The following is a 23,363-nucleotide window of genomic DNA, read 5'->3' as shown; positions in this document are numbered from 1 at the left end:
AATCAACCATCCTTTCTACAGATACAAAAACACCAGCTATTAACTAGTGGCTATGAACCTTTACAAATATAAAATGGCTATTATTTAAGCAACGGAGTACGGTTGATGTTCCAGTGAAGAGCGACCTGTTCACTTGGGCAAAATAATAAGATCCATGTTATCTAAAACATTCAGACCCCCATTAAACCCGCGGGTCTATTTTTTTACTTTCTTCGCTTCAATTTCCCGTATTGCTTTTAATTGCTCATTAGCTTTTTCTATTGTCGATAACAAGGAAGGTATCCATAATACCACTTGGCAATATGTTAAAGTTCGGACGGTAGAGGCACTAACACTGGTTGAGTCAATGTCTTGGGTATCTCTATACATTGACCGTAACTCATAGGTGTGCTTGAGCAACCCATCAGTAATATGTTGAGGAACAAGCAAATCACAAGTCGGCTCTTTTTTAAGGATCGTTCTATATTCAATGATTTTCTCCTGTGATTTTGCATCTGCCTGAATGCCATAGTGGTAGGCTGTAGTCGCTATTTGATTAAATCTATTAAATTGAAATATCTGATCACTTAACAGCTTTGAGTAACTATTATTTTCTTTTGTTAATTGCTTATTCTCTACTATTAAATTATCTCTTTGAGTAATGATATCTTGTATGATGTTGGCAATATAACCACCAGCGACAATTCCTACCATTACAATGGCAATGTAAAGTTTCCAATGCTTCATAATTAGTACCGATGATGTGAGAGAGCTATCTGACAGCGCTTGTCTAAACTGGCTTTATCGTTAACACATGAATTATCAATTAAGAGATAAATGCCACCAGCGACCGTGATGAGTAATACGAGAATAAAGCTGATAACGATAATTAAAGGTTTCCATGACATAGTGCTGACTCCGCATCTCTACGACTGACTAACCCTCGCCATACCTTGCCACCCGCATAAACCCAGCGTTTCATTTCTTCACAGGCACCATACTGATCACCAGCATTTAATTTTTTTAGTAACGTAGAACGTGCAAATGCTGTGGTACCGACATTAAAAGCAAAGGAATATAGAGAAGCTTTTGTTTTATCATCCAGCGGTACTTTAATCAGGGTATCAACTTGCTGCTGCGTTCTAATAAAGTCTTTCTGCAGTAATTCGTCACACTCTTGCTGTGTATATGTCTTACCTTGAATGATGTCATTTCCAGTGTGGCCATAACAAACCGTCAGAATTCCAGCAACATCATGGTATGCCTCATAACGCACTCCCTCAAAATAACCAATCACGGTTAGCGCAATACTTACCGCACCAGCACTCGCGACTACTGTCACTTTCTGTTTTAGGTTCATTAAATGTCCTTTTTAGCTTTAGTCAGCATCTCGCCAACTATCTTTTCTATGTCTTGCGGATCACTAGAACAATTACGGTGAACTAATTCAGCAAATAACGCTGTTCGTTTTCGTTGTTCTCGCTGTGTCATAAAATAAGTTGCTAATCCAAGGAGCATGCTGAATCCCATCCCTATTACAAATCCCCATTCATAAAGTGAGAGACTTGCAAAAAAGGCAGTTAAGCCAGCTGTTCCGTAGGTAGCATTGGTCAATTTTTCCATGCGCATAGTCACCCCCTACGGAGTGTCCGAGTTTAGTTAAAGAGATACAGATACACAGTTTTTATGTGAAGTAATCAGTATGTGATTGATACTATGATCTACGTATATAAAAAAAGGCCGCACGTGGCGACCTTTTAAATGAGATACTTTAGCTTATTCTGGCTTCAATCTTTCTGCATTAGCAATATACAATGCAATAACTAGAATAAGGATTGTTCCTGAATATACGATAAGTAATTGCGGATTTTTATGTTCAACAACAATAAGTCTAATTACAGCTGTGATAGCGATGTAAATAAAATATTGTAATGGAAAGTGATAATTTGATTGAAAGTATTTAATAATTAAGGCAATAAACTCAAAATACAGAAAGTAAATGATAAGTCCATCAACTAATAAATAAATTGAAACTGGATCACTAACTGTAAACAACAAATTAGCAAGAATAATAGTTTCTTTAACTAAAAAAATTATTAAAATAATTGCAAGCAATATCAGGCCAACACTACTAATCCATTGTAAAACTCGACTAATTACTTTTGTTTGATTTAGTCCTGTCATAATAACTCCTAAGAGTTTATGCCCCTAATATCAAGTTTTCTATAGATTAAAATAAAAAATAGATGAGAAGCTTTATATTTAATTGGGCCGCCATCAAGGTATCGAACCTCGACTTTTAGTTTAAATAAAACTAAATACTCTCCCAGTTAAGCTAATGGCGGAATGAATTTACCTGAACCAACGAACTATCATAAATGCAACTAAGAGCAATAAAGCAATGATAATTACATTCCGTAAAAAAGCGGGGATTAGATGTAATAGCGCAGACCAATTCATAGGCATCTCCTTAGGAAATCATTCCTTTAGATACCACATCTATTTTCGATAAAAACTTGCAAATGCAAGGTTTGCTGTTGATAGCAATGAGGTATGTTTACTCTTCTAAGTTTACCACACACTAATGAATATGTACGTTTTAAAATATAAAGGGATCATCTTTAAATTTAAGCAACAAAAAAACCCCGCCAAAACGAGGTTTTATATATTCAACTATTAACGCTTAACTCATTTGAGCAGCCATCACAGTCTTACAAAAAATACATTTTGCGCCGTGTGGATTGTTCACTGTAACATCAAATTGTGATGTTCTATATTGTGAACCGCTACAACAAGGACATTTAAAATAGAGGCGAATAGTAATAGCGCCTTTAGAGAGCCACCACGTTGCCTGCTGCTGGACCTTTCATACCATTTTCAATGGTAAATGAAACTTCTTGGCCTTCCATCAGAGATTTGAAGTCATCACTCTGAATTGCAGAGTAATGTACAAATACATCTTTACTTCCATCTTTAGGAGTGATGAAACCAAAACCTTTATCATCGTTAAACCATTTTACTGAACCAGTCATTGTATTAGACATAGAATTTCCTTTAATTTCTTTAATTTGCCATAAGGCATATGAGGGTTTGTTTTTTATTTTTACTTATGGGAATTAATTAGAAGGAATTCGCAATGAAGTGGTATCGAGGATAACGCTAAACGGTGAACAACTTTAAACTGACTAACATAAATAGGCCTGTACTTCCAAACCAGTGATGTCATTAAGCCATAGATAAACTCAGATAGCAAACTTTATTTTATATATAAAAACCCCGCAAAAGCGGGTTTATAAGTTGGCTGACCTTGATGTCACTCTTATCACAATATCATCATTTTTACGATCGTAAAGCGCGTTATGTGACTTTTTCTATGTATCGATCCATTTCTAAGGAGACATCTAACATCATTAACATACCTTCTATTATCCCTTCTGCTTTTTGCAGTTTTTTTCCTATGTGAGTATCAGAACAATTGTGCTTGTTAGCCAGTTGCATAAATGTCATTCCGAATAAATAGTAATCAAGCAATAGGTCATGCATCTCACTATTCTTTTTATTTAATTGCGCCATGCAACTAGAAATAATTATTGCATCGTCTTCACAGCATTGAGGACGAGCTTTAACCTTGCTTGGTATTAATCCACTAAATCCCGCAGCAATCGAATACCATTGAACCGACTCTGTATTATCTGCCGACCATGCACCCCATCTTTCTAATACCTGTTGTATATCACGCATTACGCCACTTCCTTATGTTGTCTTGAAAATACTAACTCTCTTACCTCACAAGCTTCTGTTAGCATGTCATTAAAATCACCATTATCAGGCCATCTCACACTGACCGTTTCTACATCATTATTAGAAAGTAGGTTTTTATGTGCGCACTCCATAGCTGCAGCATGACCTGCCGCATTCCAATCCATATCTGTAAAGATAACAAGGTGGATAACACCTTTTGGTGCTTTGAACTTTTTCATGAAGTTAGTATTGATGACCGACCAAGTATTTACACCATAGAGTTGCTTACAGGAAAGTGCCGTCTCGATACCTTCAGCTATGCCAAGTGTGGTATCAACAGAAAACATTCTTATCGCGACAGATTCTGCATACTCTAAATAATTGTCATCCTGCACAGCAGTCATTTTCTTCACAATATCAAGAGGCGCTTTTTTATCCCCTTGTAAATACGTTCTATGTAAATAACAAAGTTGTCCTTTAGCATCTGTCGCTAATGACCAAATAGCTTGAAATTTGTCAGAACTATTACGAACAGGTTGATGTTCACAATAACGGACGTTATCAAGTGGTAACTCAAAAACACCTCGATTCTGCAAATACTGCATGGCGGGTGTATTTTTCAGTATGGGTAATTTTGAATAACAGCCAGTGATACGTTGAAATAAATTCCCTTTTGGTTTCTCTTTTGTTGTTGGTATTTCTTTTTCTCGGTAATTACCAATCAATACATCAATTTCATCTGCTAATGTTTTAAAGTCTTTACCCTGTGTTCGTTCCAGTAATTGGAATCCATTCCCCGAACTGCACGTACAAATGTAAGTTCCTCGCCCGTCTTTATCATCAATACGAAACTTTCCTTTTTGCCCGCAGATAGGGCAATCACCTTTAAAGTGCCTTTTCCCTGTAATGTGAGGTAGCCCATAATGAGCAAATACTTTTTCCCATTGCCCTTTTACGGCATCAATTGTATTCACAGTAAACCTCCTTGCTGTGGCTGGTGGCTAATTTGAGTGCGTAATTTTTGAATATTGACTTGTGCCTTCTTGCGTGACTTAGCAAAGGCGATTTGTTTGTATTTAATGAAGTTACTCACTTCGGGCGTGATTTCTTGTGGTGTGTTATGAAAACCTTGTGGCCATACACCAAATTTATCTTTGAAAGTATTAGAAACCCAACCATCGCTGATCGGCTTACCCTGTGTCGCACGTTGATTCTGGTAGTATTTCAATTGGGACCACCAGCTTTGCTTGTCTTCTCGGGTGTAAGTGCGCTCTTTTTTATTCAGTTTTTTGATGTTTCGGCTAGTATCAACATCAATATCTTCACCGACTAAAGGTTTGAATCCGCATTTAGGGCAAACATAAACACCTGCTGGCTTCATGTAGTGACAAGAGGAGCATTCTTTCGGTTTCTTCTCTCGTTTTTCTTGCTCTCGGCTAGACGAAGATTCACTCATGCCGTCATTTTTGGTAGGTAGTTCGTCATACTCAATGTCATCGGGATAACCTAAGCGATGAACAGAACCGGAGTGATCGAAAATAAGGCAAGTTTCTTTCCCTGGTGCAGTACGCAATCCTCTTCCAATCGCCTGACACCAACGAATCTCTGATTTAGTTGGGCGAGCGTAAATAATGCAACGGACATCACTATCAAAGCCGGCAATCAATGTTCCTACACTTACAAGCACTTTGGTCGCACCTTGCTCAAACCTGTGAATAATAATTTGACGCTCATCATGTGGCGTATCTGCGGTGATCACCTCAGCATTGACGCCTGCACGATTAAATTCGACAGTGACAAAATTGGCATGACTGACTGTGACGCAAAAGCAAATCGTAGGTAGGTTTCGACCATTCACCAACCAGTTATCAACAATATCCCCCACCAAATCAGCACCACTCATAATTTCAGCAATTTCAGCTTCTTTGTAATCACTGCCGAACTCTGCGTTGCTGGACAATTTTACTTTTGATAAGTCTGGTTTAGTTGGTGCATAGAACTCGTATGAGCTTAAATCACCACGCTTGATTAACTCTTTCATGGTGGTGGGCTTGATTAGTGTTTCGTAGTAATGACCAAGGAATGATGCAAAAGGCGTACCGGACAAACCAATTGCCTTGAATTCACTTTCACTGATCACTTCTAATATTTTCTTACGGCGTAAATGCGCCTCATCGATAATGAGTAAATCGATGTTGTCTGGAAAGTCTCTACGAATAACGGTATCTGCTGATGCAATTTGAATTAAACGAGTCGGATCGTAATTAGGATGATCGCGCCATACATAGCTAATCTCTTCGGCTGGCAAGCCATACTCAATAAAACGACTGGCTGTTTGATCAATCAAAATTGTGTAAGGAACAAGAAACATCACTCTCATTCCACGCTGAATATGTCCATCAGTAATAAACGCAGCTAATGCCGTTTTTCCGCTTCCTGTTGGGCTATAAATCATGAATGTTCTATTTTGCTTCCATGCCTGACGTAACATCGTCAATCCGCGTTCCTGTGCAAAATTTGGTGTGATTGTTAACATCGGTTTCCTCATCTAATAATTAGCACTGCCAAAGGAAGGGATTTATTTTTATCTGGACGTCTAAACGGCTGTTTGTCTTTTAACTCCTATAGAGATCTATATTTAAGATCTACTCACTCCCTTGGCTGTGCCTTCCCTAACACCCCTTTCAAAGATCACCCCCCTTTCCCCCCTAGAAAGTTTTCCCCTCTTCCCCAGAAAACAATCTAGACGGCTAAACGTCTTAACTTCCAACATCTCCTAAATCCAATCACTGTCAAATCGATAACGGCTTTGCTGTATAACCTTGCATTGCTCTCTGATAACGCTTTATGAACTCTCTTAATCTCACGTTAGCCTCATGACGAGCTTTGTTGTCTTTACGGTAGGGAACTTGTTCTCGTTCCCATTCCGTTTGATACACTTCTGAATATTTAACTAATGCCTTTTGCCTCATGCTTGGGCTTAACTTCGTGAGTTGTTCCTGAATCCACTTAGCATCATCAGGAAAGTAGTGATCAGGCATCGGCATATTGATTTGGTGCATGAGTTTCCCTTTCTGGTTTATTAGGAAAAACTTTAATTTCCTCGGCTCCCACCACTTCTCCATCAACATGAATAACAAAAATATTTCTTTTGTTTTTTAATGCTTTATTTATTGCACTTTGCTGAATACCAAATAAGTCAGCTACTTTTTTTTGCCCCAACTTTGAAACCAAAACCGATAATGGTATTTTTTCCATAAATGCTCCTCCTGAATTTATTATTACCGCTAATGATAATTAAATCAACACCGGAGGTGATTGTTTTTATCTCCGGAGGTGATATTATTAATTTATGAAAAAGAAACCTTTGACTGATGAACAAAAAGCAGACGCAATTCGCCTCAAATCCATATTTGAATCTAAGAAAAAAAACTTGGGATTATCACAAGAAGTTCTTGGGGAAATGTTGGGGATGGGGCAAAGCGCTGTTGCGCAAATATTGAATGGCGTTAATGCTATTAATCATGAGCATGTTGCAAAACTTGCAAAAATACTTGACGTTTCGGTAGAAGAAATAAGCCCATTTCTTGCAAAAGAAATTAGGGAGGTTTACCAACCTGTTTTATCTCACACAACACAAAGCTCTCAAAGTTTTCATCAATACCCATTGTTCACAAAAGTTCAGGCTGGTGCCTTCTCGACAGAATTTAATTCATACACAAAACAAGACGCAGTGTCGTGGATACCAACAGCCAAGAAAGCCAGCGAACGTTCTTTCTGGCTAGAGGTTGAAGGTCAATCAATGACCGCACCACCGGGAGGTAAGCCAAGTTTTCCAGAAGGAATGCTTATCTTGGTTGATCCTGAGGAAGAAGTAGAGTTCGGTGACTTCTGCGTTGCTCGTTTACTAAATGATGAGTTCACATTCAAACGACTGATTAGAGATGGTGGAGTTGAGTACCTAGAGCCATTAAACCCTCGTTTTGACCTGATCCCTATTAACGGGAACTGCACAATCATAGGTAAGGTAATCAAGTCACAATGGCCTGACGACACGTTTTAGGAGGAAATATGGCGTTTAACAATATTGAGATAGCAAATATTAGACGGTGTATGGAATTTTTCATGGAAAAACGCCGCCCAGCAGAGCACCTAAGGGATGAATTAGATTTACAGTATCGTATCGAGGACGACTCAGTAATTATCTTTGAAATTAGGCAACTAATATGGAGTGATGGCAGAGTAGAAGAACCTATAGCAAAAATCACACATAATAAATATTCGAATTCATGGTCTCTGCTTTGGATGGATAAAAATAGTAACTGGCACAACTGCGATGAAAAAATGTTAGGTAGTTTCTCTGACGCTATTAAGCTCGTCGAAGATGATGTACAAGGCTGCTTCTTTGGGTGACGACACGTTTTAGGGTGAGCCCCATTAAAATAAATAAGGATATCAATTGGATAACAATAAACTAGCAGTAATCAATCCCCAAGGGGAATTAGAATTATTTCCAGTGAAAGAAGTTGAGTTCGATGGTATCCAGATGGGAATAATGAATGATGGCACTCCGTATTTAACATTGAGAGGGCTTTCTAGATTATGTGGAGTAGATCATAGAGCTCTTGGTAGGTTAACAACCAACTGGCTTGAAGAAAGAACGAAACCGAGAGGAAAGAAAATTGACTCAATCCTTAGAGGAAAAGGGTTAACGCTCTCCAGCCTATATACTGTTCTTAATAATAATACCGGTGAAGTATATGCATACTCCGATCGCGTATGCATGGCCATATTGGAGTATTACGCCCTTGATGCAGATTCATCTGCATTTGATAATTCTGTAGCTAAGAAAAGATATAGAGACTTAGCCGAATATAGCTTAAGACGCTTTATTTTCCTCAATCTTGGTATTGACCCAGAAAACCCATTACGTAGTGCATGGAAGTGCTTTCAAGAGAGATTGCAGCTAAATGCAAATATACCATTCGGGTATTTTTCTATTTTTAGCGAAATGGCAGATCTAACACTGCGGATGATCAATACAGGGTTCAACCTTGGGCCAGCCTCAATACCTGATATAAGCATTGGAATAACCTGGGGAAAACACTGGGTAAAAAATGACTTATGCAGTAAATACGGAGAAAGGACAAAGCACCCGCACCATTATCCTGATTGGTTCCCTCAACACAAAGCAGGAGCTATAGAAGCGTGGATATATCCAGATGACGCATTAGGTGAGTTTAGGCGCTGGTTACAGAAAATATATTTACCACAAAAATTCCCTGCATACATAGAAAGCAAAATAAAAGATGGAGCAATACCGAAGGTGAATGCAGGAAATTTACTGACGCAAGTAAAAAAACCAGAGCTGCCAAACAAACACTAACCTCCCAGCCCTCCTCGCGAGGGCTTTTTTATGCTAAAAATATATTATTCACAATAGCCATTCGCATCTGTAAGGACAGAATAATGAAAAAATTAACAGTTTTGGCAGCTACCATTATACTCGCTGGGTGCTCTACTACGGGAAATAAACAGGTAGGAATGGCAAACCCTGCCTCTGTGTACTGCGGTGAAATAAGCGGAAAGCTGGAAATAGTTAACACAGATAAAGGTCAAGTAGGATACTGTACATTACCTTCTGGTGAAAGAATTGAAGAGTGGACTTTGTATCGAAGAGATCATAAGTAATACCCTATAGCCCCTAACGGGGCTTTTTTGTCCCCTCTCCCCTCCAAAGAAGTGATCTGCATTCCAATCTGAGATTTATTTGAAAATAAATTCCTTTTAAATTCAATAAAATAACTTGCGGTAATGATAATTAATCACTCGCGGTGTTGACAACAAAATCACTAGCGGTGATACTTAATTGTAAATGATAACTGATAGAATTAATGAAGGATCATATATGACCAGTATATATTCTACCGCAATCCCTAATTTGCCGAAACCTGACATGCATACAGCCATAATGTTACCTATGTTCTTGTTTCGTTTCTGGACTAAAACTGAGCATCCAGAGAAAAAAGAAGTTATGGCCACCAGCGCTGAACAAGCTAAAGAGTTACTTGGTGGTAATGTAGTTTTCTCTGCACAATTTCCTTGCGAGGCTTAATTATGGCTCACGAACTCAATTTAGAAGCTGTTGCAAAAAAAAGCGACCAACTAAACGCCCTTTTATTCCAGCTCAACGCTGAGCGCATATCGGGTCAGCCTGAGATAGAAAGCTTAATTGGACTAGCTTACGAATTATCAGGTGATATTTCAGTCTGGTTAATTGAAGAAAATGCACAGAGAGATAATGATCATGGCAAAAGAAATAATTAATGTAGATAGCGGGAAAATGCTAGATACATTACATCGAGTAAAAGCATTCTTAATTTCAGCTCAGTTTCTTTCTCGTAATAGCGAAGAGCGAGCAATTCAACTTAGCTTATTATCTCAAGCAGAAGATGAAATCGATGAGGTTTTAAATGATGAATAACACTAAGTTAAAAGAATCCGCTTGTGATGAATTACTTTATGCAACTTCTATTTTAAATCTCATTATCAATGATAACGTAACACCTAGCGATAATATGTTTAATGCGATTGAATCAGCAGTAGCCAATATAGAAAGAGCTAAAGAAAGTGTATCGAATATTAATACTGATAAATCACCAAAGCCTATCGGTGAAATTAAAATCAGTGATAACTATACAATTGAAACGGCTGTCGGGTGCATTTTAAATACATTAGAAACTGCAATTAATTTAAAAGTCTCTGAAGAAAGCGGTCACATTAAAAATTACGATATTCAAATTACAAATTTAATCCAGTCAGCCAAATTAAATTTAGAAACTGTTTATGAAAAAGTAAGTTTCACGGAGGCTTAATGAATATTGATGACTTAGTTACTCTTCCTGATTTAAGTAAATTAACAGAAGGTGAACTGGGTAACTTAAGAGGTAATTTAGATTTAGCTATCGATTCACTTGTTACAGGAATGAATATATTCGGTGAGTTTATGTTTTGGGCTGATGCTAATGAAAATTATCCCGATGGTAAAGATCATCTTGGGGATGTGGGATTATTTGTAAGTCAGCTATCGTCATTTATATCAATATTAAATGACAGACTTGGTGGAATTGAATACGAAATATCAAATCGAAAAATAAAAGGAACAAGAAAATGAGCAGACAACACGAAGCTATTGAGAAAGCAACTGACAATCAAATTACTATTGCTATGCGCCCTGTTTATATTATTTCAGGTGCTAATCGTGCTTACTTAAGTGAGCGTTCAGCATTAAATAAGCTAGCAAATATCCTCACCGAGCGTGAACTTCATAAGGAAGGCATTGAGACTAACTATGAAGGTGAACAATGCGAACTTGAAAATGGCACAATCGCTTTTAAGCGTGGCGAACCTACCGAACACTTTATGGATCGCAAGGAAGCTAAACTAACCGAACTCCAAGAGCGATTAAAGCAAGAGCGTAATATTGAACGATTACAAAAAGAATATGCTAAAGCTGTCGCTAAATATGATGATGCAGAAAAAGAAGCTGATAGACTATATTACGAATTAAATAATGCTTTAACCAATAAATAAATCATCCACTAAATAAAAATTAATTATAGCGTTCATGCTAGGGATTGCTGCGCTCTAAATCAGGAGTAAGCAACATGGATAAAGTTAATTTACTTGAAGTAAGAAGAAAGCGTTTTATCAACTCAGTGCTTATTTATATTAAACAAAATGGAAAGAAAGCTGAGTTTAAATCAAAGTTAAATAATAAAACTGTTATTACAGAAATTAGCTTTGAAAATTTAAATAATTTCTTCCGTGATGTCTATGAAGAAAAAGATTGCCGTCAACGTTGTAAGTGGAGTGATAAAGATATCTACAATACTTATGAATGGTTATATAACTTAAATGGCTCGATTTCTGATATGGGTAAATTCATGATTGATTATATTGTTGAGTATTTACCTCCTTACTTAAATGGAGAGGAATATAAATATCATGACGTATTCTGAATTCATGAAAAAAGGTAAGCAATTAGAGGGGAAAGGATTTTATAGACGCGCACTAGAGCAATATAACCAAGCTTTTATTATCGCAGATCCACCAGCTAAAGGCGCAATGAGTTATCAACAAAAAATAAGTAATCAATCATCTAAGCGTTGTTTAGATAAAGCCAAAATTAAAATACCGGGTGGCATGTTATGAATAGTAAAAAAATGACAACAAATGAAATCATCGAATATTTAAAAGAAAAAGGTTTCCCTGCTTCCTTATTAGATAAAGAAGCTATTAAGTCAAATCGTAAATTAACACCAGAAGAACAAGAGATATTTGTTAAGCACATTGTTGATAATTTAAGAACGATTGTAGCAAATAAATATTTAATCTCCTGTGTAACGCGATTCGGTCCTGGTCTTAATGAGCAGTTTTCATTTAGACACAAAAATATTGTTGTCGATTTGGATTTAAAAATTATCGAGAAGCTACTCATTGTAAAAGTTGAGTCAGTCATTCTCGATCAGTCAGGCGATGGCGTATTCGCCCTGTTCCGTTTTTACGAAGGTAACAAAGCAAAAGGCGAAGAAGGTGATAAATGGATGCAAGACATGCTTGATCAACTACTCATCAATAGCGCCACTTTGCTTATCTCACAAGGTAAAAGTCAATTAATACACTAAGGATAGTCAATATGAATAATTTAATTAGCACCAATGCGTCAATGACCTCTAAAGAGATCGCCGAATTAGTTGGTAGCCGTGAAGATAGTGTTAAAAGAACTATCGAACGGTTGGCAGAGAAAAATGTTATATCCGAACCACCAACGGTGGATGGGATTAAAGCAGCAAACGGAACCACTCCACTACATTATGTTTTCACAGGTGAAAAAGGTAAACGAGACAGTATCATTGTCGTTGCGCAACTGTCCCCAGAGTTTACAGCTCGGTTAGTTGATCGCTGGAAAGAACTTGAAGATGAACGAGTCAAACCAAAATCACAAGCAGAAATTATTGCTGCTATGGCGCTGGCTAACTTAGAAAGCGAACGCCGTATATCTCATGTAGAGCAAAAAGTTGAACAAGTGAATGAAGTCGTTGAGCAAATAAAACAAGGAACGATCCCTGTAGGTTGGATTGGGTACTCTCTGGCGAGAACTAAATCAGGTATGACGGTGGATAAATGCAAAACACTCACCAAACAGTTCAATGTTCGCAAAAATAAAATAACTATTCTTACGCCCGAAGGTATGCCTAGGCCTATGGCCATTATTCATGAAGCTGATTTTATATCTGCATTCAAGGCAATGATGAGTGAAGCCGAAAAACGTGGCACTCGCTGGCATCATCCTAAAATGGGATTGTTTCAGGCAATTGGCTGGGAGGGTAAATAATGGCTTATTTTACTGATACTAGTAATGGCGTTATTTCTGATGATGGTGCTTTAATATCTTACTCTGAAGCTGTAACAGCCCTTGAATCAGGTCAATACGATAAAGAGTTATTGAAAGGTTTATATTTAGCCGCTGCAGTCATGGGTAAGTTAGCTGATGAATCTGAAACATTAACACCTGAACAGAGAATTTCTGTCTGGCGCTGGGTGGTAGCAACTTGCTTTATTCGTGAACTACAAGAAAAGAATGGCACCACTGAAATTCGTAATGAAGAAGGCGGTGTTGATCTTGCCACTATTTACAGTAACGGAGAAAATGCTTTAACCATTTACCCAGCTTCTTTGCGCCTTTGTCTTGCAAGCCATTTTGAAAGCATTCTTATCGAAGAGTTAGGGGGTATCTATAAAGATTATTGTCCTGACTTCATCATAAAAGCCTATATCGGCTTTCTGGACATCTCCCTTGAACATGGTCCTCGCCTATCAGAAAAAGGACGTGAAGGGCTCTGTATTCTTCATGATGATTATATTCGCGAGTTAGAAGCTAATAACGGATTTCTAGCTATGCCAACTATGCACTAAGGACGGTAAAAAATGACAACTAAATTACCTTACATCGAGACAAGCCAATTAAGAGCTGCACTTACATTATTAAAAATGAGTGATGATGTTCGTCTTGTTACTAACTGTGTACATATCAACGCTGAACATATCGAAGTGTCTAATGGGCATGTAGTATTACGCATGAAACACAACTCTGAATTCAGTGATGATATTGTTATTCAATTTGATGAAGCAATTCCTAGCGATGCTGAATATACACATATTAAATCATATGACGATGGTTCTTATGTCGCTATTCATTATAAGCAAGAGAAGGATGAAAATTTCTATCCCTACTATAAAACAAAACTCACTTTAATCAAAGATAAGTACCCGTCATTTAATCGTCTTTTTGAGCAGGAATTTATTAAAGGTGAAGCACCTTTATTGCAGTCCATGTATTTAGCCTTGCCTTATCTACTATTTGGCCGTGTTATTACGGAAATGCTGAAAACAAAAGATAGCAAAAGTGTGCTTTTCGATTTTTCACTTCTGACAAAAAAATCATTTGGTGATCCTAAATTACTTGTATTAGCAGTGGCTGATAATGCTTTTGATATTGCTGATAAAGTTTACAGCTTAATTAAGGATGATGATTAATGACAACTTTAGATTTCAATCTCGTTAGTGTCATCAAAAATGCAGGTAGTGATCCCAGTGATATAACTGATGCAGTCTGGAAAGCCGGTTATCGTAAAACAGATTTTACCACTGAGCAGATCATTGATATTGCAGTAAGCATGACGGGTGATTCTATTTGTTTAAAATTACCCCATGACACCTTACCTAAGACTTTAGATGACATCAGTAAATATCATTTAAACGATATCATTTTTGATGCCCATTGGGATAACCCACCAGCGACTATCGCACAGTGCATTATGGAGAACGGGTATAGGGAAGGAAATAAAAAATGACAACTGTGACTCGATACATTAAGTGGAAGGAAATGATCCAGTTAACTGGCAAAAGCAAACCTACAATTTGGAGAATGTACGCAAAACGAAATGAGTTTCCCAGACCAGAAAGAACAAAAGGTGGTACGTTTTTAGGCTGGCCAGAACATGTCTATGAAGAGTGGGTTAGAAGTGAAAAACTGTAATGCTAACTTGACCCGTTACTTGACCCGCATCTCTTGCGGGTTTCTTTTTAAAATCTTGTAATTCATTGATTTTAAATGGTACGCCCTACAGGATTCGAACCTGTGACCTACGGCTTAGAAGGCCGTTGCTCTATCCAACTGAGCTAAGGGCGCCTAGAAGAGATTAGACGTCAGCAATCACTGCTGATAACGGGTGTGAATTATACGTTCAACATTCTGAGAGTCAACGATTTTTCAACGATATCAAACTATATGGTCAAAATATGGCAAGTATTCGACTGACAGATTGCTCTTGATCTGACAAAATAGAGCAATACCGTAATTGAATAATTTGGATGTATAGATGTCAGCAAGAATTATAGATGGGAAATCGATTGCGCAGACCATCAGAAGCGAAGTTGCCGAAAAAGTAAAACAACGTATTAATACAGGAAAACGAGCGCCTGGTTTAGCTGTTATTTTAGTGGGTGATAACCCAGCATCACAGATTTATGTCGGAAGTAAACGCCGTGCTTGTGATGAAGTTGGTTTTATTTCTCGCTCTTATGACTTACCTGATACTACCAGTGAAGCTGATTTATTAAACCTGATCGACCAGCTTAATGAAGATAACACCATTGATGGTATTCTCGTTCAACTCCCCTTACCTGCCGGAATTGATAACGTTAAAGTACTAGAACGTATTCGCCCAGATAAAGACGTGGATGGTTTTCATCCTTACAATGTTGGTCGCCTATGTCAACGTGCACCAAAATTACGCCCTTGTACGCCTCGCGGTATTGTCACACTGCTAGAACGTTGTGATATCCCTATGAATGGTTTAAACGCGGTTATTATTGGTGCGTCAAATATTGTGGGTCGTCCAATGAGCCTAGAGCTCCTACTTGCAGGCTGTACAACAACGGTTACTCATCGTTTCACTAAAGATTTGCGTTTTCATGTTGAACACGCTGATCTCGTGGTTGTCGCTGTAGGTAAACCTAACTTTATCCCCGGTGAATGGATTAAACCTGGTGCTATTGTCATTGATGTCGGTATTAACCGCCTTGAAAGTGGTAAAGTGGTGGGCGATGTTGAATTTGAAGTCGCTTCACAACGCGCAGGTTGGATTTCGCCAGTCCCTGGTGGTGTCGGTCCAATGACAGTTGCCACACTTATTCAAAACACTTTACAAGCATGTGAAGAGTATCACGACCCTGAAACAGGAAATAATTAGTCAATGGAAACATTTCAATTAGATGGGCACGACTATGTCGAGCTTTGTGATTTATTAAAACTTCAAGGTTGGACTGAAAGCGGCGCTGCTGCTAAAAGTGTCATTGCTGAAGGCTTAGTTAGCGTTGATGGCATAGTTGAAACCCGTAAACGTTGTAAAATCGTTGATGGAAAAATTGTCACCTTTGGTGAGTTCTCGGTCAGTGTCAGCAAATAATCAGCAAGTCAGTTAAAATTAAAAAGTGCTGCTGCCCTAAGTGGCACTTTTTTTCTTTTGAGCACTTTTCTTCTTTTTTCCTCTGTTTTTCCTTATTTAATCATCTTTAAAAAAAAGAGATAATCATAACTAATTGAATTAAAATCCAAATAATAAATTTAGTGTAATTTAATTAAATTCAAATCATTATTTTTAGGCATATCTCTTGGTATAATCTCTCCTAGATGTTCAGCACATTATACATTTTATCAAAAAATAGATAAAAAAAGATATGTAAGTTATTATTTTATATATAAATAACACTTTTCAACCATTACTGTAAAACTTCAGCAACAAACCTTTTTGCTGACACTTTTTACTCATTTGTTCATGTTTAAATGCACTAAAATGTGATTTAGATCTAATTTATTTCTACTTTCATTAGGCAAAAGAACATTGTTTGTACTAAATTACACGTTATAATTTGAAACGATTCAGCCCAATGATACAATCTTAGTTGTTATTTTGTGATATTAAGATCTTTTTTGCCCTTCATCTAACAGGAGATTTTATGCTCGGCCTACCCACTCAAGGTATCTCTATCATTGCTAAACAACAGCAAAAAATGATGCCTATTCTTTTATTTAAGGTAAGGAACTAGCATGAAACGCAGAGTTGCGACCATCACACTTAACCCTGCTTATGATCTTGTTGGTTTAAGTAATCCTATTGAACTTGGTGAAGTTAATCGTGTTAAAACAGCAGGCTTTCATGCTGCTGGTAAAGGTATTAACGTTGCTAAAGTCTTAAAAAGTCTCGGCGTTGATGTCACTGTTGGTGGATTTTTAGGTAAAGAAAATCAAGATGGGTTTCAAAAAGAGTTTAGTGATTCAGGTATTGCAAACCGTTTTCAAATGGTTGAAGGCCGTACTCGCATAAATGTGAAACTTACTGAGCCTAATGGCAAAGTCACTGATTTTAATTTTTCTGGTTTTGAAATTACAAAACAAGATTGGACTCGTTTCGTGAATGACACACTAAGCTGGGCTGGTCAGTTTGATATGATCTGTGTCAGTGGTAGTGTACCTTCAAGTGTTGATCTTAATGATTTCACTGCATGGATGACTCGTTTACGCAGTGAATGCATGTGTTTGATCTTTGACAGTAGTCGAGATGCTTTTGTCGCAGGATTAAAAGCCTCTCCTTGGCTTGTTAAACCTAATCATCATGAATTAGAAATTTGGGCTGGCCGGCCTTTACCTGAACTTTCTGATGTTGTACAAGCAGCCCAAGCATTACGCCAACAAGGTATTGCTCACGTTGTTATTTCATTAGGTGAGCAAGGTGCAATGTGGGTAAATGCATCTGGCGCATGGATGGCAACACCTCCTAAATGTAATGTTGTCAGCACTGTAGGTGCCGGTGATTCTATGGTTGGCGGCCTAATTTATGGACTGATGATGAGACAAACCAGTGAACATACATTACGTCTTGCAACTGCAGTTTCTGCTCTTGCAGTAAGTCAGACCAATGTTGGTATTCGTGACCGTGAACAATTGGCAAAGATGATGGCAGAAGTAGAATTAACTCCTCTAAAATTATAAGTAATAATACCAGTGGTATATCGAATAATATTAAGTAGAGTTACCACTATTCCAATTAAATATATTAATATCATATTTATAGAAACTCTAAAATAGAATCTCTTAAATTGATTAATATTTATTTATTATTAAATCAAACTTTATTTTTTCTATTTATTCGATAAACTTCACTTTAATAAAAGTTAATAAAGATATTCTAAAGCTAATAAAAACTTATTTTGTTTTTAGGAGAAATTATGGAAAGGCCCATAGTACTTTTATGGATCCAAGTTATTTCAGTACTATTTTTAGGTATAAGTTTGTTTATATTGGTTGCTGGAGCACCGATTTATTTATTAGCAATGGCGATGGGCGGTGGTCAAACGATGCTTCTAGGCCTATTTATTATGCTGTGCCTGATTATTACAATGATAATACAAGTTATTGCATGGATAAAACTCGCAAGAAACAGTAAAAATGCTTACTCTTTTTTAAAAATATCATGGGTATGCTTATCTATTTCGCTATTTTTTATACTAAGTGTTTCGATGTCATTAACCAATATGTCTGAATTTGGTTTTGTTGCTTTTTCTATTATAGTTATCTTAACTCATAGACTCTTTTTTTCTGAGAATGTCATAAATTATTTTAAAGACAAACAAAAAGATAATGAAAGAGAAACCAGTATTATTAGTCAATAAATAAAATACTAAATAATAAATAGCAAAAAAATATCGGATAATAAATATCCGATATTTTTTAGAAACACGTATTAAGTGTAATGACTCGTTAATTATATTAATTATTACGGCGCCAAGTTGTACCTTGAGGGCCATCTTCTAACACAATTCCCATCGCAGTTAATGCATCACGCGCGACATCAGCTGCAGCCCAATCTTTATTTTTACGTGCATCGTTACGTTGTTGAATTAAAGTTTCAATTTTTTCAACTTCACCAGCATCGTCTGCTTTAGCACTACTTTGTAAAAAGGCTTCCGGATCTTGCTCTAACAGACCTAATACTTTAGCTAATTTGCGTAACACCGCAGCTAAACCATTAGCTTTATTCATATCCACGCTTTTTAAGCGATTTACTTCTCGTGCTAAATCAAATAATACTGAATACGCTTCTGGTGTATTGAAGTCATCATTCATTGCTTCTATAAACAGTGCTTCAAACGCTTCACCACCAATAGGTTGTGCATTAGCATCAGTACCACGTAATGACGTATAGAGACGCTCTAAAGCGGTACGTGCTTGTTTTAGATTTTCTTCTGTGTAGTTAAGCTGGCTACGATAATGACCGGATAATAAGAAATAACGCACCGTTTCAGCATCGTAATAAGCTAATACATCACGAATGGTGAAAAAGTTATTAAGTGACTTAGACATTTTTTCTTTGTCTACCATCACCATACCTGAATGCATCCAGTAATTTACATACGGGCCATCATGAGCACAGGTTGATTGAGCAATTTCATTTTCATGGTGTGGGAACATTAAATCTGAACCACCACCATGAATATCAAAATGGTGTCCTAACTCTTTACCGTTCATTGCAGAACATTCAATATGCCAACCAGGACGACCGGCTCCCCATGGAGACTCCCAGCTTGGCTCACCCGGCTTAGACATTTTCCATAAAACGAAGTCCATAGGATTACGTTTCACATTAGCTACTTCAACACGAGCACCTGCTTGCAGTTGTTCTAAATCTTGACGAGAAAGCAATCCATAATCAGGATCGGTATCAATCGCAAACATAACGTCACCGTTTTCAGCAACATAAGCATGGTCACGTTTGATTAACGCTTCTGTTAATTCAATGATTTCAGCAATATGATGTGTCGCACGAGGCTCTGAATCAGGGCGAGCAATATTTAATGCATCAAAATCTTTATGCATTTCAGCTAACATGCGAGTTGTTAATTGCTCACACGTCTCATTGTTCTCGATCGCACGTTTGATGATTTTATCATCCACATCCGTTACGTTACGCACATAATTAACGTCATAGCCTAAATAACGCAGATAACGGGTTATGGCATCAAAAGCCACAAATGTACGTCCATGACCAATATGGCACAGGTCATAAATAGTGATGCCACACACGTACATACCTATTTTCCCTGCATGGATAGGTTTAAATTCTTCTTTTTGGCGAGTGAGAGTATTAAAAATCTTTAGCATCGGTGGACGTTCCCGTTTTCAACTGTACGTGTTTATTACGTTTTTATATAAAAGAAAATAACGACTACTATAGCACGATATTAATTAGGATATTGGATCTTGGAAACAAAGCAAACTCAAGATCTACGCTCTTATATTACTCTGCTTAGCCCTTATTTTCACTGTTCAATCGTTGATAGTGAACAATCAAACTTATGTTATTAAGCTAAATTTTGGCGAAAAGTGTTTTTTCCCTATTTTATATGCCCGTTTAATTAGAAAAACCGCGCAAAAAAAAGATGAATACTGACTAAATAAGGCAACTGTGATATAAAAAACGGGACTATTGTTTATGCCCAAATCTGGGTAAAGCTAAAATTATATTAGGATCTGAATATGGTTACTTTTCATACCAATTACGGCGATATCGTGATTAATACATTTGCAGACAAAGCGCCTGCAACCGTAGAAAATTTTTTAGACTACTGTAAAGAAGGATTCTACGATAACACTATTTTCCACCGTGTCATCAATGGCTTTATGATCCAAGGTGGTGGTTTTGAACCTGGTATGAACCAAAAAGCAACCAAAGCACCTGTTAGAAACGAAGCAAACAATGGACTTGCAAATAATCGTGGTACATTAGCAATGGCTCGTACTAACGATCCACATTCCGCGACTGCACAATTCTTTATCAACGTTGCAGATAACGATTTCTTAAACTTCCGTGCTGAAAACGCAAATGGTTGGGGATATTGTGTCTTCGCTGAAGTTGTTGAAGGCATGGATGTTGTTGATAAAATTAAAGCTGTTTCCACAGGTCGTAGCGGTTTCCACCAAGATGTTCCTCGTGAAGATATCATCATTAAAAGTGTAACGGTTAGCGAATAAGCATTACTCTTTATGTGTACGCTTTTTATTGCAGACCTGCATTTAAGTGAACATGAACCGGCAATCACTGCCGGTTTTCTTCGCTTTCTAAAAGAGCAAGCCATTCATGCTAAAGCGCTCTATATCTTAGGCGATTTTTTTGATTTTTGGATAGGTGACGATGATCCTAATCCATTACATCAACAAATTGCTCAAGCACTAATGACACTAAAAAATGCGGGTATTCCCTGTTATTTTATTCATGGAAATCGTGATTTTTTAATTGGCTCTCGTTTTGCAAAAGAGAGTGGTATCACTCTACTTCCTCAAGAAAAAGTGCTCGAAATAGAGAAACATCGCATCCTAATTTTGCATGGTGATACACTTTGTACGGATGATGAATCGTATCAACGTTACCGTAAAAAAGTGCATAATAAATTTATCCAGCGCCTATTCTTATTACTTCCTCTATTTATTAGACTGCGTATCGCTGACAAAATGCGATCACGTAGCCAGCACGAAAATCAGTACAAATCAGATGCCATTATGGATGTTAACCCTCAGGCTGTGATTGATACTTTTAAACATTTCAATACAGAATGGATGATCCACGGCCATACGCATCGTCCGGCAATTCATACCGTCAACATTGATAATAAAACACATTACCGTGGTGTATTAGGCGCTTGGCATACCGAAGGTTCTATGTTTAAAGTCACCGCTGAAAAAATAGAACTGATCCATTTTCCCTTTTAAGTTGCTTCACTTATTTTCTCTATAAAAAGCCTTTTTTTTCTTTACGCAAACGTTTTCCTTGGCGTGTTAGCGTGATACTATCATTCTCAATTTATTAGGCTATATCCGTTTATACTTACAGGAGCAGTTAAGTAATGTCTTCTCACGTTGGTCTAAATACCGCTATTCCTCGTATCGCCATTGTAATGGGATCTAAAAGTGACTGGGCAACCATGTCTCATGCCGCTGATGTATTAGATACACTACACATTCCTTACCATGTTGAGATTGTCTCTGCGCACCGTACCCCTGATAAGTTATTTAGTTTTGCTGAAAAAGTAAAAAGTAATGGCTTTGATGTCATTATTGCTGGTGCTGGAGGAGCAGCTCATTTACCAGGAATGCTTGCAGCTAAAACATTAGTACCTGTATTCGGTGTTCCCGTTCAAAGTGCGGCATTAAGCGGTGTTGATAGCCTCTATTCAATCGTACAAATGCCAAAAGGTATTCCAGTAGGAACCTTAGCGATTGGTAAAGCAGGTGCTGCCAATGCGGCTTTATTAGCAGCTCAAGTTTTGGCGTTACATTCTCCTGCTATTTTAGATGCACTGACTGCATGGCGCACAGCGCAAACCGACGATGTATTAAATAACCCAGATCCAAGAGAGGTACTATGAAACCGGTTTGTGTCCTTGGAAATGGCCAATTAGGTAGAATGCTAAGACAAGCGGGTGAACCTTTAGGCATTGCTGTTTACCCTGTAGGATTAGATGCAGAACCTGAAGCAGTTCCCTATCAAAAGAGCATTATTACTGCAGAAATTGAACGTTGGCCAGAAACCGCTTTAACAAAGGAGTTAGAACGTCATACTAACTTTGTTAACCGTGATATTTTCCCTTTACTTGCAGATAGATTGCCTCAAAAACAACTTCTTGATGAACTAAGCCTAGCAACCGCACCTTGGCAAGCCTTAACATCTCCAGCACAATGGCCTGATATTTTTGCTCAGTTAGGTAATTTTATTATCGTGAAACGTCGTGTTGGTGGTTATGACGGTCGCGGACAATGGCGAATTCACCCTGGTGAAGAGCAGCAATTACCCACTGAAATTTATGGTGAATGCATTGTAGAGCAAGGTATTCCGTTTTCTGGTGAAGTGTCCTTAGTTGGAGCCAGAGATAAAAACGGTCATTGTGTATTTTATCCTTTAACACATAACCTTCATCAAGATGGCATTTTGCGTATGAGTGTTGCATTACCAACACCAACCCCAGAATTACAACAATCAGCAGAAAAAATGCTGACATCTATCCTTGATAAACTCAATTATGTCGGTGTAATGGCGATGGAGTGTTTTATTGTCGGTGATAAATTACTTATCAACGAATTAGCACCCCGAGTTCATAACAGTGGGCACTGGACACAAAATGGTGCCTCAATTAGCCAATTTGAGTTACATTTACGTGCAATCTTAGGTTTGCCAATGCCAAAACCTGAAGTTTGCCAACCTGCGGTGATGGTTAATTTGATTGGTACTGATATAAATCCTCAATGGCTTTCATTGCCTTTAGTGCATTTACATTGGTATGAAAAAGAAGTTCGCCCCGTGCGTAAAGTGGGTCATCTAAATCTTGTTCATCGTGATAACCAACCGCTGAAAGAGACACTTAAATCATTGAGTCTTATGCTTGATGATGCCTATCAAAAACCCATCCAATGGGCTTTAGAAAAATTAAGCTAGCAGTCCGACTCATAAAGTTAGAGAATAATAGCC

At 37.6% G+C, this 23,363-nt stretch carries 39 protein-coding genes and 2 tRNA genes; 26 read left to right on the top strand and 15 right to left on the bottom strand.

All coding sequences use genetic code 11. The features are described from left to right. Positions 1-195: 195 nt before the first annotated feature. The 13 genes from DK866_RS15495 to DK866_RS15445 form a co-directional block, all read right to left on the bottom strand. Positions 196-726 carry a hypothetical protein gene (locus DK866_RS15495; RefSeq protein ID WP_109409616.1) on the bottom strand — a complete coding sequence of 177 codons (531 nt, stop codon included), beginning with the start codon at positions 724-726 and terminating at the stop codon, positions 196-198. Between the two features lie 2 nt (positions 727-728). Then, positions 729-887 (bottom strand): hypothetical protein, encoded by a 159-nt coding sequence (locus tag DK866_RS19990; protein WP_167395494.1) that lies wholly within the window; start codon positions 885-887, stop codon positions 729-731. Further along, positions 869-1,339: a lysozyme gene (locus DK866_RS15490; RefSeq protein ID WP_109409615.1), complete on the bottom strand. Its 471-nt coding sequence runs from the start codon at positions 1,337-1,339 to the stop codon at positions 869-871. Before DK866_RS15490 ends, DK866_RS19990 begins: the two co-directional genes overlap by 19 nt. Continuing rightward, on the bottom strand, positions 1,339-1,608 hold the full coding sequence (locus DK866_RS15485; protein ID WP_036904926.1) for a bacteriophage protein: 270 nt from the start codon (positions 1,606-1,608) through the stop codon (positions 1,339-1,341). The genes DK866_RS15490 and DK866_RS15485 overlap by 1 nt, the downstream gene beginning before the upstream one ends. A 147-nt stretch (positions 1,609-1,755) precedes the next feature. After that, positions 1,756-2,163, bottom strand: coding sequence for a phosphate-starvation-inducible protein PsiE (gene psiE, locus DK866_RS15480; protein ID WP_063109078.1), 408 nt, complete (start codon positions 2,161-2,163; stop codon positions 1,756-1,758). Positions 2,164-2,246: 83 nt separating this feature from the next. Next, positions 2,247-2,324: transfer RNA gene (locus tag DK866_RS15475), tRNA-OTHER, on the bottom strand. 338 nt (positions 2,325-2,662) lie between these two features. Beyond that, a complete protein-coding gene (locus tag DK866_RS20215; RefSeq protein ID WP_419775829.1) occupies positions 2,663-2,803 on the bottom strand; it encodes a hypothetical protein in 141 nt (46 codons plus the stop codon). Positions 2,804-2,810: 7 nt separating this feature from the next. Then, positions 2,811-3,023 carry a transcription antiterminator/RNA stability regulator CspE gene (gene cspE / locus DK866_RS15470; protein ID WP_041701226.1) on the bottom strand — a complete coding sequence of 71 codons (213 nt, stop codon included), beginning with the start codon at positions 3,021-3,023 and terminating at the stop codon, positions 2,811-2,813. 313 nt (positions 3,024-3,336) lie between these two features. Further along, positions 3,337-3,720 carry an antiterminator Q family protein gene (locus DK866_RS15465; RefSeq protein ID WP_109409614.1) on the bottom strand — a complete coding sequence of 128 codons (384 nt, stop codon included), beginning with the start codon at positions 3,718-3,720 and terminating at the stop codon, positions 3,337-3,339. Next, positions 3,720-4,694, bottom strand: coding sequence for a DUF7146 domain-containing protein (locus DK866_RS15460; protein WP_109409613.1), 975 nt, complete (start codon positions 4,692-4,694; stop codon positions 3,720-3,722). Before DK866_RS15460 ends, DK866_RS15465 begins: the two co-directional genes overlap by 1 nt. Continuing rightward, positions 4,691-6,256 (bottom strand): DEAD/DEAH box helicase family protein, encoded by a 1,566-nt coding sequence (locus DK866_RS15455; RefSeq protein WP_109409612.1) that lies wholly within the window; start codon positions 6,254-6,256, stop codon positions 4,691-4,693. The genes DK866_RS15460 and DK866_RS15455 overlap by 4 nt, the downstream gene beginning before the upstream one ends. Positions 6,257-6,512: 256 nt before the next feature. After that, the gene (locus DK866_RS15450) at positions 6,513-6,782 is read right to left on the bottom strand and encodes a hypothetical protein (protein ID WP_072070102.1); all 270 of its coding nucleotides are present in this window, start codon (positions 6,780-6,782) and stop codon (positions 6,513-6,515) included. After that, a complete protein-coding gene (locus DK866_RS15445; RefSeq protein WP_036934651.1) occupies positions 6,754-6,978 on the bottom strand; it encodes a Cro/CI family transcriptional regulator in 225 nt (74 codons plus the stop codon). Before DK866_RS15445 ends, DK866_RS15450 begins: the two co-directional genes overlap by 29 nt. Positions 6,979-7,072: 94 nt before the next feature. Between DK866_RS15445 and DK866_RS15440 the strand changes: the two genes are divergently transcribed. The 18 genes from DK866_RS15440 (at position 7,073) to DK866_RS15360 (ending at position 14,821) form a co-directional block, all read left to right on the top strand. Next, positions 7,073-7,783 carry a LexA family protein gene (locus tag DK866_RS15440; RefSeq protein ID WP_036934653.1) on the top strand — a complete coding sequence of 237 codons (711 nt, stop codon included), beginning with the start codon at positions 7,073-7,075 and terminating at the stop codon, positions 7,781-7,783. 62 nt (positions 7,784-7,845) lie between these two features. Then, complete coding sequence (locus DK866_RS15435) at positions 7,846-8,133, top strand: DUF3024 domain-containing protein (protein WP_232806304.1); 288 nt, start codon at positions 7,846-7,848, stop codon at positions 8,131-8,133. 46 nt (positions 8,134-8,179) lie between these two features. Beyond that, positions 8,180-9,106 (top strand): hypothetical protein, encoded by a 927-nt coding sequence (locus DK866_RS15430; protein ID WP_052038444.1) that lies wholly within the window; start codon positions 8,180-8,182, stop codon positions 9,104-9,106. An 83-nt stretch (positions 9,107-9,189) separates the two neighbouring features. Next, on the top strand, positions 9,190-9,411 hold the full coding sequence (locus DK866_RS15425; RefSeq protein WP_036934656.1) for a putative hemolysin: 222 nt from the start codon (positions 9,190-9,192) through the stop codon (positions 9,409-9,411). Positions 9,412-9,628: 217 nt separating this feature from the next. Then, entirely contained in the window at positions 9,629-9,835 is a 207-nt protein-coding gene (locus DK866_RS15420) for a hypothetical protein (protein WP_072070104.1), read from the top strand. 2 nt (positions 9,836-9,837) lie between these two features. Further along, positions 9,838-10,047 (top strand): hypothetical protein, encoded by a 210-nt coding sequence (locus tag DK866_RS15415; protein ID WP_036934661.1) that lies wholly within the window; start codon positions 9,838-9,840, stop codon positions 10,045-10,047. Continuing rightward, positions 10,028-10,204, top strand: a complete 177-nt coding sequence (locus DK866_RS19985; protein ID WP_164526622.1) for a hypothetical protein — start codon at positions 10,028-10,030, stop codon at positions 10,202-10,204. The genes DK866_RS15415 and DK866_RS19985 overlap by 20 nt, the downstream gene beginning before the upstream one ends. Beyond that, on the top strand, positions 10,197-10,595 hold the full coding sequence (locus tag DK866_RS15410; RefSeq protein ID WP_162557020.1) for a hypothetical protein: 399 nt from the start codon (positions 10,197-10,199) through the stop codon (positions 10,593-10,595). The genes DK866_RS19985 and DK866_RS15410 overlap by 8 nt, the downstream gene beginning before the upstream one ends. Further along, positions 10,595-10,894: a hypothetical protein gene (locus tag DK866_RS15405; protein ID WP_036934667.1), complete on the top strand. Its 300-nt coding sequence runs from the start codon at positions 10,595-10,597 to the stop codon at positions 10,892-10,894. Before DK866_RS15410 ends, DK866_RS15405 begins: the two co-directional genes overlap by 1 nt. Further along, complete coding sequence (locus DK866_RS15400) at positions 10,891-11,313, top strand: hypothetical protein (protein ID WP_072070106.1); 423 nt, start codon at positions 10,891-10,893, stop codon at positions 11,311-11,313. The genes DK866_RS15405 and DK866_RS15400 overlap by 4 nt, the downstream gene beginning before the upstream one ends. A gap of 74 nt (positions 11,314-11,387) precedes the next feature. Beyond that, positions 11,388-11,741, top strand: coding sequence for a hypothetical protein (locus DK866_RS15395; protein ID WP_072070107.1), 354 nt, complete (start codon positions 11,388-11,390; stop codon positions 11,739-11,741). Continuing rightward, the gene (locus tag DK866_RS15390; RefSeq protein WP_052038446.1) at positions 11,728-11,934 is read left to right on the top strand and encodes a hypothetical protein; all 207 of its coding nucleotides are present in this window, start codon (positions 11,728-11,730) and stop codon (positions 11,932-11,934) included. The genes DK866_RS15395 and DK866_RS15390 overlap by 14 nt, the downstream gene beginning before the upstream one ends. Further along, positions 11,931-12,407, top strand: coding sequence for a hypothetical protein (locus tag DK866_RS15385; protein WP_036934671.1), 477 nt, complete (start codon positions 11,931-11,933; stop codon positions 12,405-12,407). Before DK866_RS15390 ends, DK866_RS15385 begins: the two co-directional genes overlap by 4 nt. 11 nt (positions 12,408-12,418) lie before the next feature. Next, positions 12,419-13,117 carry a Rha family transcriptional regulator gene (locus DK866_RS15380; protein WP_036934672.1) on the top strand — a complete coding sequence of 233 codons (699 nt, stop codon included), beginning with the start codon at positions 12,419-12,421 and terminating at the stop codon, positions 13,115-13,117. After that, positions 13,117-13,698, top strand: coding sequence for a hypothetical protein (locus DK866_RS15375; RefSeq protein WP_109409610.1), 582 nt, complete (start codon positions 13,117-13,119; stop codon positions 13,696-13,698). Before DK866_RS15380 ends, DK866_RS15375 begins: the two co-directional genes overlap by 1 nt. Positions 13,699-13,710: 12 nt before the next feature. Then, positions 13,711-14,319, top strand: coding sequence for a hypothetical protein (locus DK866_RS15370; RefSeq protein WP_109409609.1), 609 nt, complete (start codon positions 13,711-13,713; stop codon positions 14,317-14,319). Beyond that, positions 14,319-14,636: a hypothetical protein gene (locus tag DK866_RS15365; protein ID WP_109409608.1), complete on the top strand. Its 318-nt coding sequence runs from the start codon at positions 14,319-14,321 to the stop codon at positions 14,634-14,636. Before DK866_RS15370 ends, DK866_RS15365 begins: the two co-directional genes overlap by 1 nt. Continuing rightward, entirely contained in the window at positions 14,633-14,821 is a 189-nt protein-coding gene (locus DK866_RS15360) for a helix-turn-helix transcriptional regulator (RefSeq protein ID WP_072070108.1), read from the top strand. Before DK866_RS15365 ends, DK866_RS15360 begins: the two co-directional genes overlap by 4 nt. 76 nt (positions 14,822-14,897) lie before the next feature. Here the strand turns inward: DK866_RS15360 and DK866_RS15355 are convergent. After that, positions 14,898-14,974: transfer RNA gene (locus DK866_RS15355), tRNA-Arg, on the bottom strand. 190 nt (positions 14,975-15,164) lie between these two features. On the opposite strand from DK866_RS15355, the gene folD reads away from it, so the two are divergent. The 4 genes from folD to DK866_RS15335 all read left to right on the top strand — a co-directional run bounded on the left by folD (position 15,165) and on the right by DK866_RS15335 (position 18,516). Then, positions 15,165-16,037: a bifunctional methylenetetrahydrofolate dehydrogenase/methenyltetrahydrofolate cyclohydrolase FolD gene (gene folD, locus DK866_RS15350; protein WP_109409607.1), complete on the top strand. Its 873-nt coding sequence runs from the start codon at positions 15,165-15,167 to the stop codon at positions 16,035-16,037. Positions 16,038-16,040: 3 nt separating this feature from the next. Further along, complete coding sequence (gene ybcJ, locus DK866_RS15345; RefSeq protein ID WP_109409606.1) at positions 16,041-16,253, top strand: ribosome-associated protein YbcJ; 213 nt, start codon at positions 16,041-16,043, stop codon at positions 16,251-16,253. A 641-nt stretch (positions 16,254-16,894) separates the two neighbouring features. After that, on the top strand, positions 16,895-17,836 hold the full coding sequence (gene fruK, locus DK866_RS15340; protein ID WP_109409605.1) for a 1-phosphofructokinase: 942 nt from the start codon (positions 16,895-16,897) through the stop codon (positions 17,834-17,836). Between the two features lie 236 nt (positions 17,837-18,072). Continuing rightward, the gene (locus DK866_RS15335; protein ID WP_109409604.1) at positions 18,073-18,516 is read left to right on the top strand and encodes a hypothetical protein; all 444 of its coding nucleotides are present in this window, start codon (positions 18,073-18,075) and stop codon (positions 18,514-18,516) included. 97 nt (positions 18,517-18,613) lie between these two features. Here the strand turns inward: DK866_RS15335 and cysS are convergent, their stop codons facing one another. After that, complete coding sequence (gene cysS / locus DK866_RS15330; protein ID WP_109409603.1) at positions 18,614-20,005, bottom strand: cysteine--tRNA ligase; 1,392 nt, start codon at positions 20,003-20,005, stop codon at positions 18,614-18,616. Between the two features lie 375 nt (positions 20,006-20,380). Here cysS and ppiB point away from each other — a divergent pair, with 375 nt between their 5' ends. The 4 genes from ppiB to purK all read left to right on the top strand — a co-directional run bounded on the left by ppiB (position 20,381) and on the right by purK (position 23,330). Next, a complete protein-coding gene (ppiB, locus tag DK866_RS15325) occupies positions 20,381-20,875 on the top strand; it encodes a peptidylprolyl isomerase B (protein ID WP_036934689.1) in 495 nt (164 codons plus the stop codon). 12 nt (positions 20,876-20,887) lie between these two features. Then, a complete protein-coding gene (locus DK866_RS15320; RefSeq protein WP_109409602.1) occupies positions 20,888-21,610 on the top strand; it encodes a UDP-2,3-diacylglucosamine diphosphatase in 723 nt (240 codons plus the stop codon). A gap of 134 nt (positions 21,611-21,744) precedes the next feature. Beyond that, positions 21,745-22,266, top strand: a complete 522-nt coding sequence (gene purE, locus DK866_RS15315; RefSeq protein ID WP_109409601.1) for a 5-(carboxyamino)imidazole ribonucleotide mutase — start codon at positions 21,745-21,747, stop codon at positions 22,264-22,266. Then, on the top strand, positions 22,263-23,330 hold the full coding sequence (gene purK, locus DK866_RS15310) for a 5-(carboxyamino)imidazole ribonucleotide synthase (RefSeq protein WP_109409600.1): 1,068 nt from the start codon (positions 22,263-22,265) through the stop codon (positions 23,328-23,330). The genes purE and purK overlap by 4 nt, the downstream gene beginning before the upstream one ends. Positions 23,331-23,363: the final 33 nt, after the last annotated feature.

It is taken from the genome of Proteus genomosp. 4 str. ATCC 51469 (genome assembly GCF_003144375.1).
GTDB lineage: Bacteria > Pseudomonadota > Gammaproteobacteria > Enterobacterales > Enterobacteriaceae > Proteus.
Note: the sequence above shows the minus strand (reverse complement) of the source record. Positions and strands in the feature narration are given on the sequence as shown.

Bases quoted from the DNA above. Each gene is read 5' to 3' on its own strand.
- DK866_RS15495 (WP_109409616.1), bottom strand. From the start codon at position 726: ATGAAGCATTGGAAACTTTACATTGCCATTGTAATGGTAGGAATTGTC.
- DK866_RS19990 (WP_167395494.1), bottom strand. From the start codon at position 887: ATGTCATGGAAACCTTTAATTATCGTTATCAGCTTTATTCTCGTATTA.
- DK866_RS15490 (WP_109409615.1), bottom strand. From the start codon at position 1,339: ATGAACCTAAAACAGAAAGTGACAGTAGTCGCGAGTGCTGGTGCGGTA.
- DK866_RS15485 (WP_036904926.1), bottom strand. From the start codon at position 1,608: ATGCGCATGGAAAAATTGACCAATGCTACCTACGGAACAGCTGGCTTA.
- psiE (WP_063109078.1), bottom strand. From the start codon at position 2,163: ATGACAGGACTAAATCAAACAAAAGTAATTAGTCGAGTTTTACAATGG.
- cspE (WP_041701226.1), bottom strand. From the start codon at position 3,023: ATGTCTAATACAATGACTGGTTCAGTAAAATGGTTTAACGATGATAAA.
- DK866_RS15465 (WP_109409614.1), bottom strand. From the start codon at position 3,720: ATGCGTGATATACAACAGGTATTAGAAAGATGGGGTGCATGGTCGGCA.
- DK866_RS15455 (WP_109409612.1), bottom strand. From the start codon at position 6,256: ATGTTAACAATCACACCAAATTTTGCACAGGAACGCGGATTGACGATG.
- DK866_RS15450 (WP_072070102.1), bottom strand. From the start codon at position 6,782: ATGCACCAAATCAATATGCCGATGCCTGATCACTACTTTCCTGATGAT.
- DK866_RS15445 (WP_036934651.1), bottom strand. From the start codon at position 6,978: ATGGAAAAAATACCATTATCGGTTTTGGTTTCAAAGTTGGGGCAAAAA.
- DK866_RS15440 (WP_036934653.1), top strand. From the start codon at position 7,073: ATGAAAAAGAAACCTTTGACTGATGAACAAAAAGCAGACGCAATTCGC.
- DK866_RS15435 (WP_232806304.1), top strand. From the start codon at position 7,846: ATGGAAAAACGCCGCCCAGCAGAGCACCTAAGGGATGAATTAGATTTA.
- DK866_RS15425 (WP_036934656.1), top strand. From the start codon at position 9,190: ATGAAAAAATTAACAGTTTTGGCAGCTACCATTATACTCGCTGGGTGC.
- DK866_RS15420 (WP_072070104.1), top strand. From the start codon at position 9,629: ATGACCAGTATATATTCTACCGCAATCCCTAATTTGCCGAAACCTGAC.
- DK866_RS15415 (WP_036934661.1), top strand. From the start codon at position 9,838: ATGGCTCACGAACTCAATTTAGAAGCTGTTGCAAAAAAAAGCGACCAA.
- DK866_RS19985 (WP_164526622.1), top strand. From the start codon at position 10,028: ATGGCAAAAGAAATAATTAATGTAGATAGCGGGAAAATGCTAGATACA.
- DK866_RS15410 (WP_162557020.1), top strand. From the start codon at position 10,197: ATGAATAACACTAAGTTAAAAGAATCCGCTTGTGATGAATTACTTTAT.
- DK866_RS15405 (WP_036934667.1), top strand. From the start codon at position 10,595: ATGAATATTGATGACTTAGTTACTCTTCCTGATTTAAGTAAATTAACA.
- DK866_RS15400 (WP_072070106.1), top strand. From the start codon at position 10,891: ATGAGCAGACAACACGAAGCTATTGAGAAAGCAACTGACAATCAAATT.
- DK866_RS15395 (WP_072070107.1), top strand. From the start codon at position 11,388: ATGGATAAAGTTAATTTACTTGAAGTAAGAAGAAAGCGTTTTATCAAC.
- DK866_RS15390 (WP_052038446.1), top strand. From the start codon at position 11,728: ATGACGTATTCTGAATTCATGAAAAAAGGTAAGCAATTAGAGGGGAAA.
- DK866_RS15385 (WP_036934671.1), top strand. From the start codon at position 11,931: ATGAATAGTAAAAAAATGACAACAAATGAAATCATCGAATATTTAAAA.
- DK866_RS15380 (WP_036934672.1), top strand. From the start codon at position 12,419: ATGAATAATTTAATTAGCACCAATGCGTCAATGACCTCTAAAGAGATC.
- DK866_RS15375 (WP_109409610.1), top strand. From the start codon at position 13,117: ATGGCTTATTTTACTGATACTAGTAATGGCGTTATTTCTGATGATGGT.
- DK866_RS15370 (WP_109409609.1), top strand. From the start codon at position 13,711: ATGACAACTAAATTACCTTACATCGAGACAAGCCAATTAAGAGCTGCA.
- DK866_RS15365 (WP_109409608.1), top strand. From the start codon at position 14,319: ATGACAACTTTAGATTTCAATCTCGTTAGTGTCATCAAAAATGCAGGT.
- DK866_RS15360 (WP_072070108.1), top strand. From the start codon at position 14,633: ATGACAACTGTGACTCGATACATTAAGTGGAAGGAAATGATCCAGTTA.
- folD (WP_109409607.1), top strand. From the start codon at position 15,165: ATGTCAGCAAGAATTATAGATGGGAAATCGATTGCGCAGACCATCAGA.
- ybcJ (WP_109409606.1), top strand. From the start codon at position 16,041: ATGGAAACATTTCAATTAGATGGGCACGACTATGTCGAGCTTTGTGAT.
- fruK (WP_109409605.1), top strand. From the start codon at position 16,895: ATGAAACGCAGAGTTGCGACCATCACACTTAACCCTGCTTATGATCTT.
- DK866_RS15335 (WP_109409604.1), top strand. From the start codon at position 18,073: ATGGAAAGGCCCATAGTACTTTTATGGATCCAAGTTATTTCAGTACTA.
- cysS (WP_109409603.1), bottom strand. From the start codon at position 20,005: ATGCTAAAGATTTTTAATACTCTCACTCGCCAAAAAGAAGAATTTAAA.
- ppiB (WP_036934689.1), top strand. From the start codon at position 20,381: ATGGTTACTTTTCATACCAATTACGGCGATATCGTGATTAATACATTT.
- DK866_RS15320 (WP_109409602.1), top strand. From the start codon at position 20,888: ATGTGTACGCTTTTTATTGCAGACCTGCATTTAAGTGAACATGAACCG.
- purE (WP_109409601.1), top strand. From the start codon at position 21,745: ATGTCTTCTCACGTTGGTCTAAATACCGCTATTCCTCGTATCGCCATT.
- purK (WP_109409600.1), top strand. From the start codon at position 22,263: ATGAAACCGGTTTGTGTCCTTGGAAATGGCCAATTAGGTAGAATGCTA.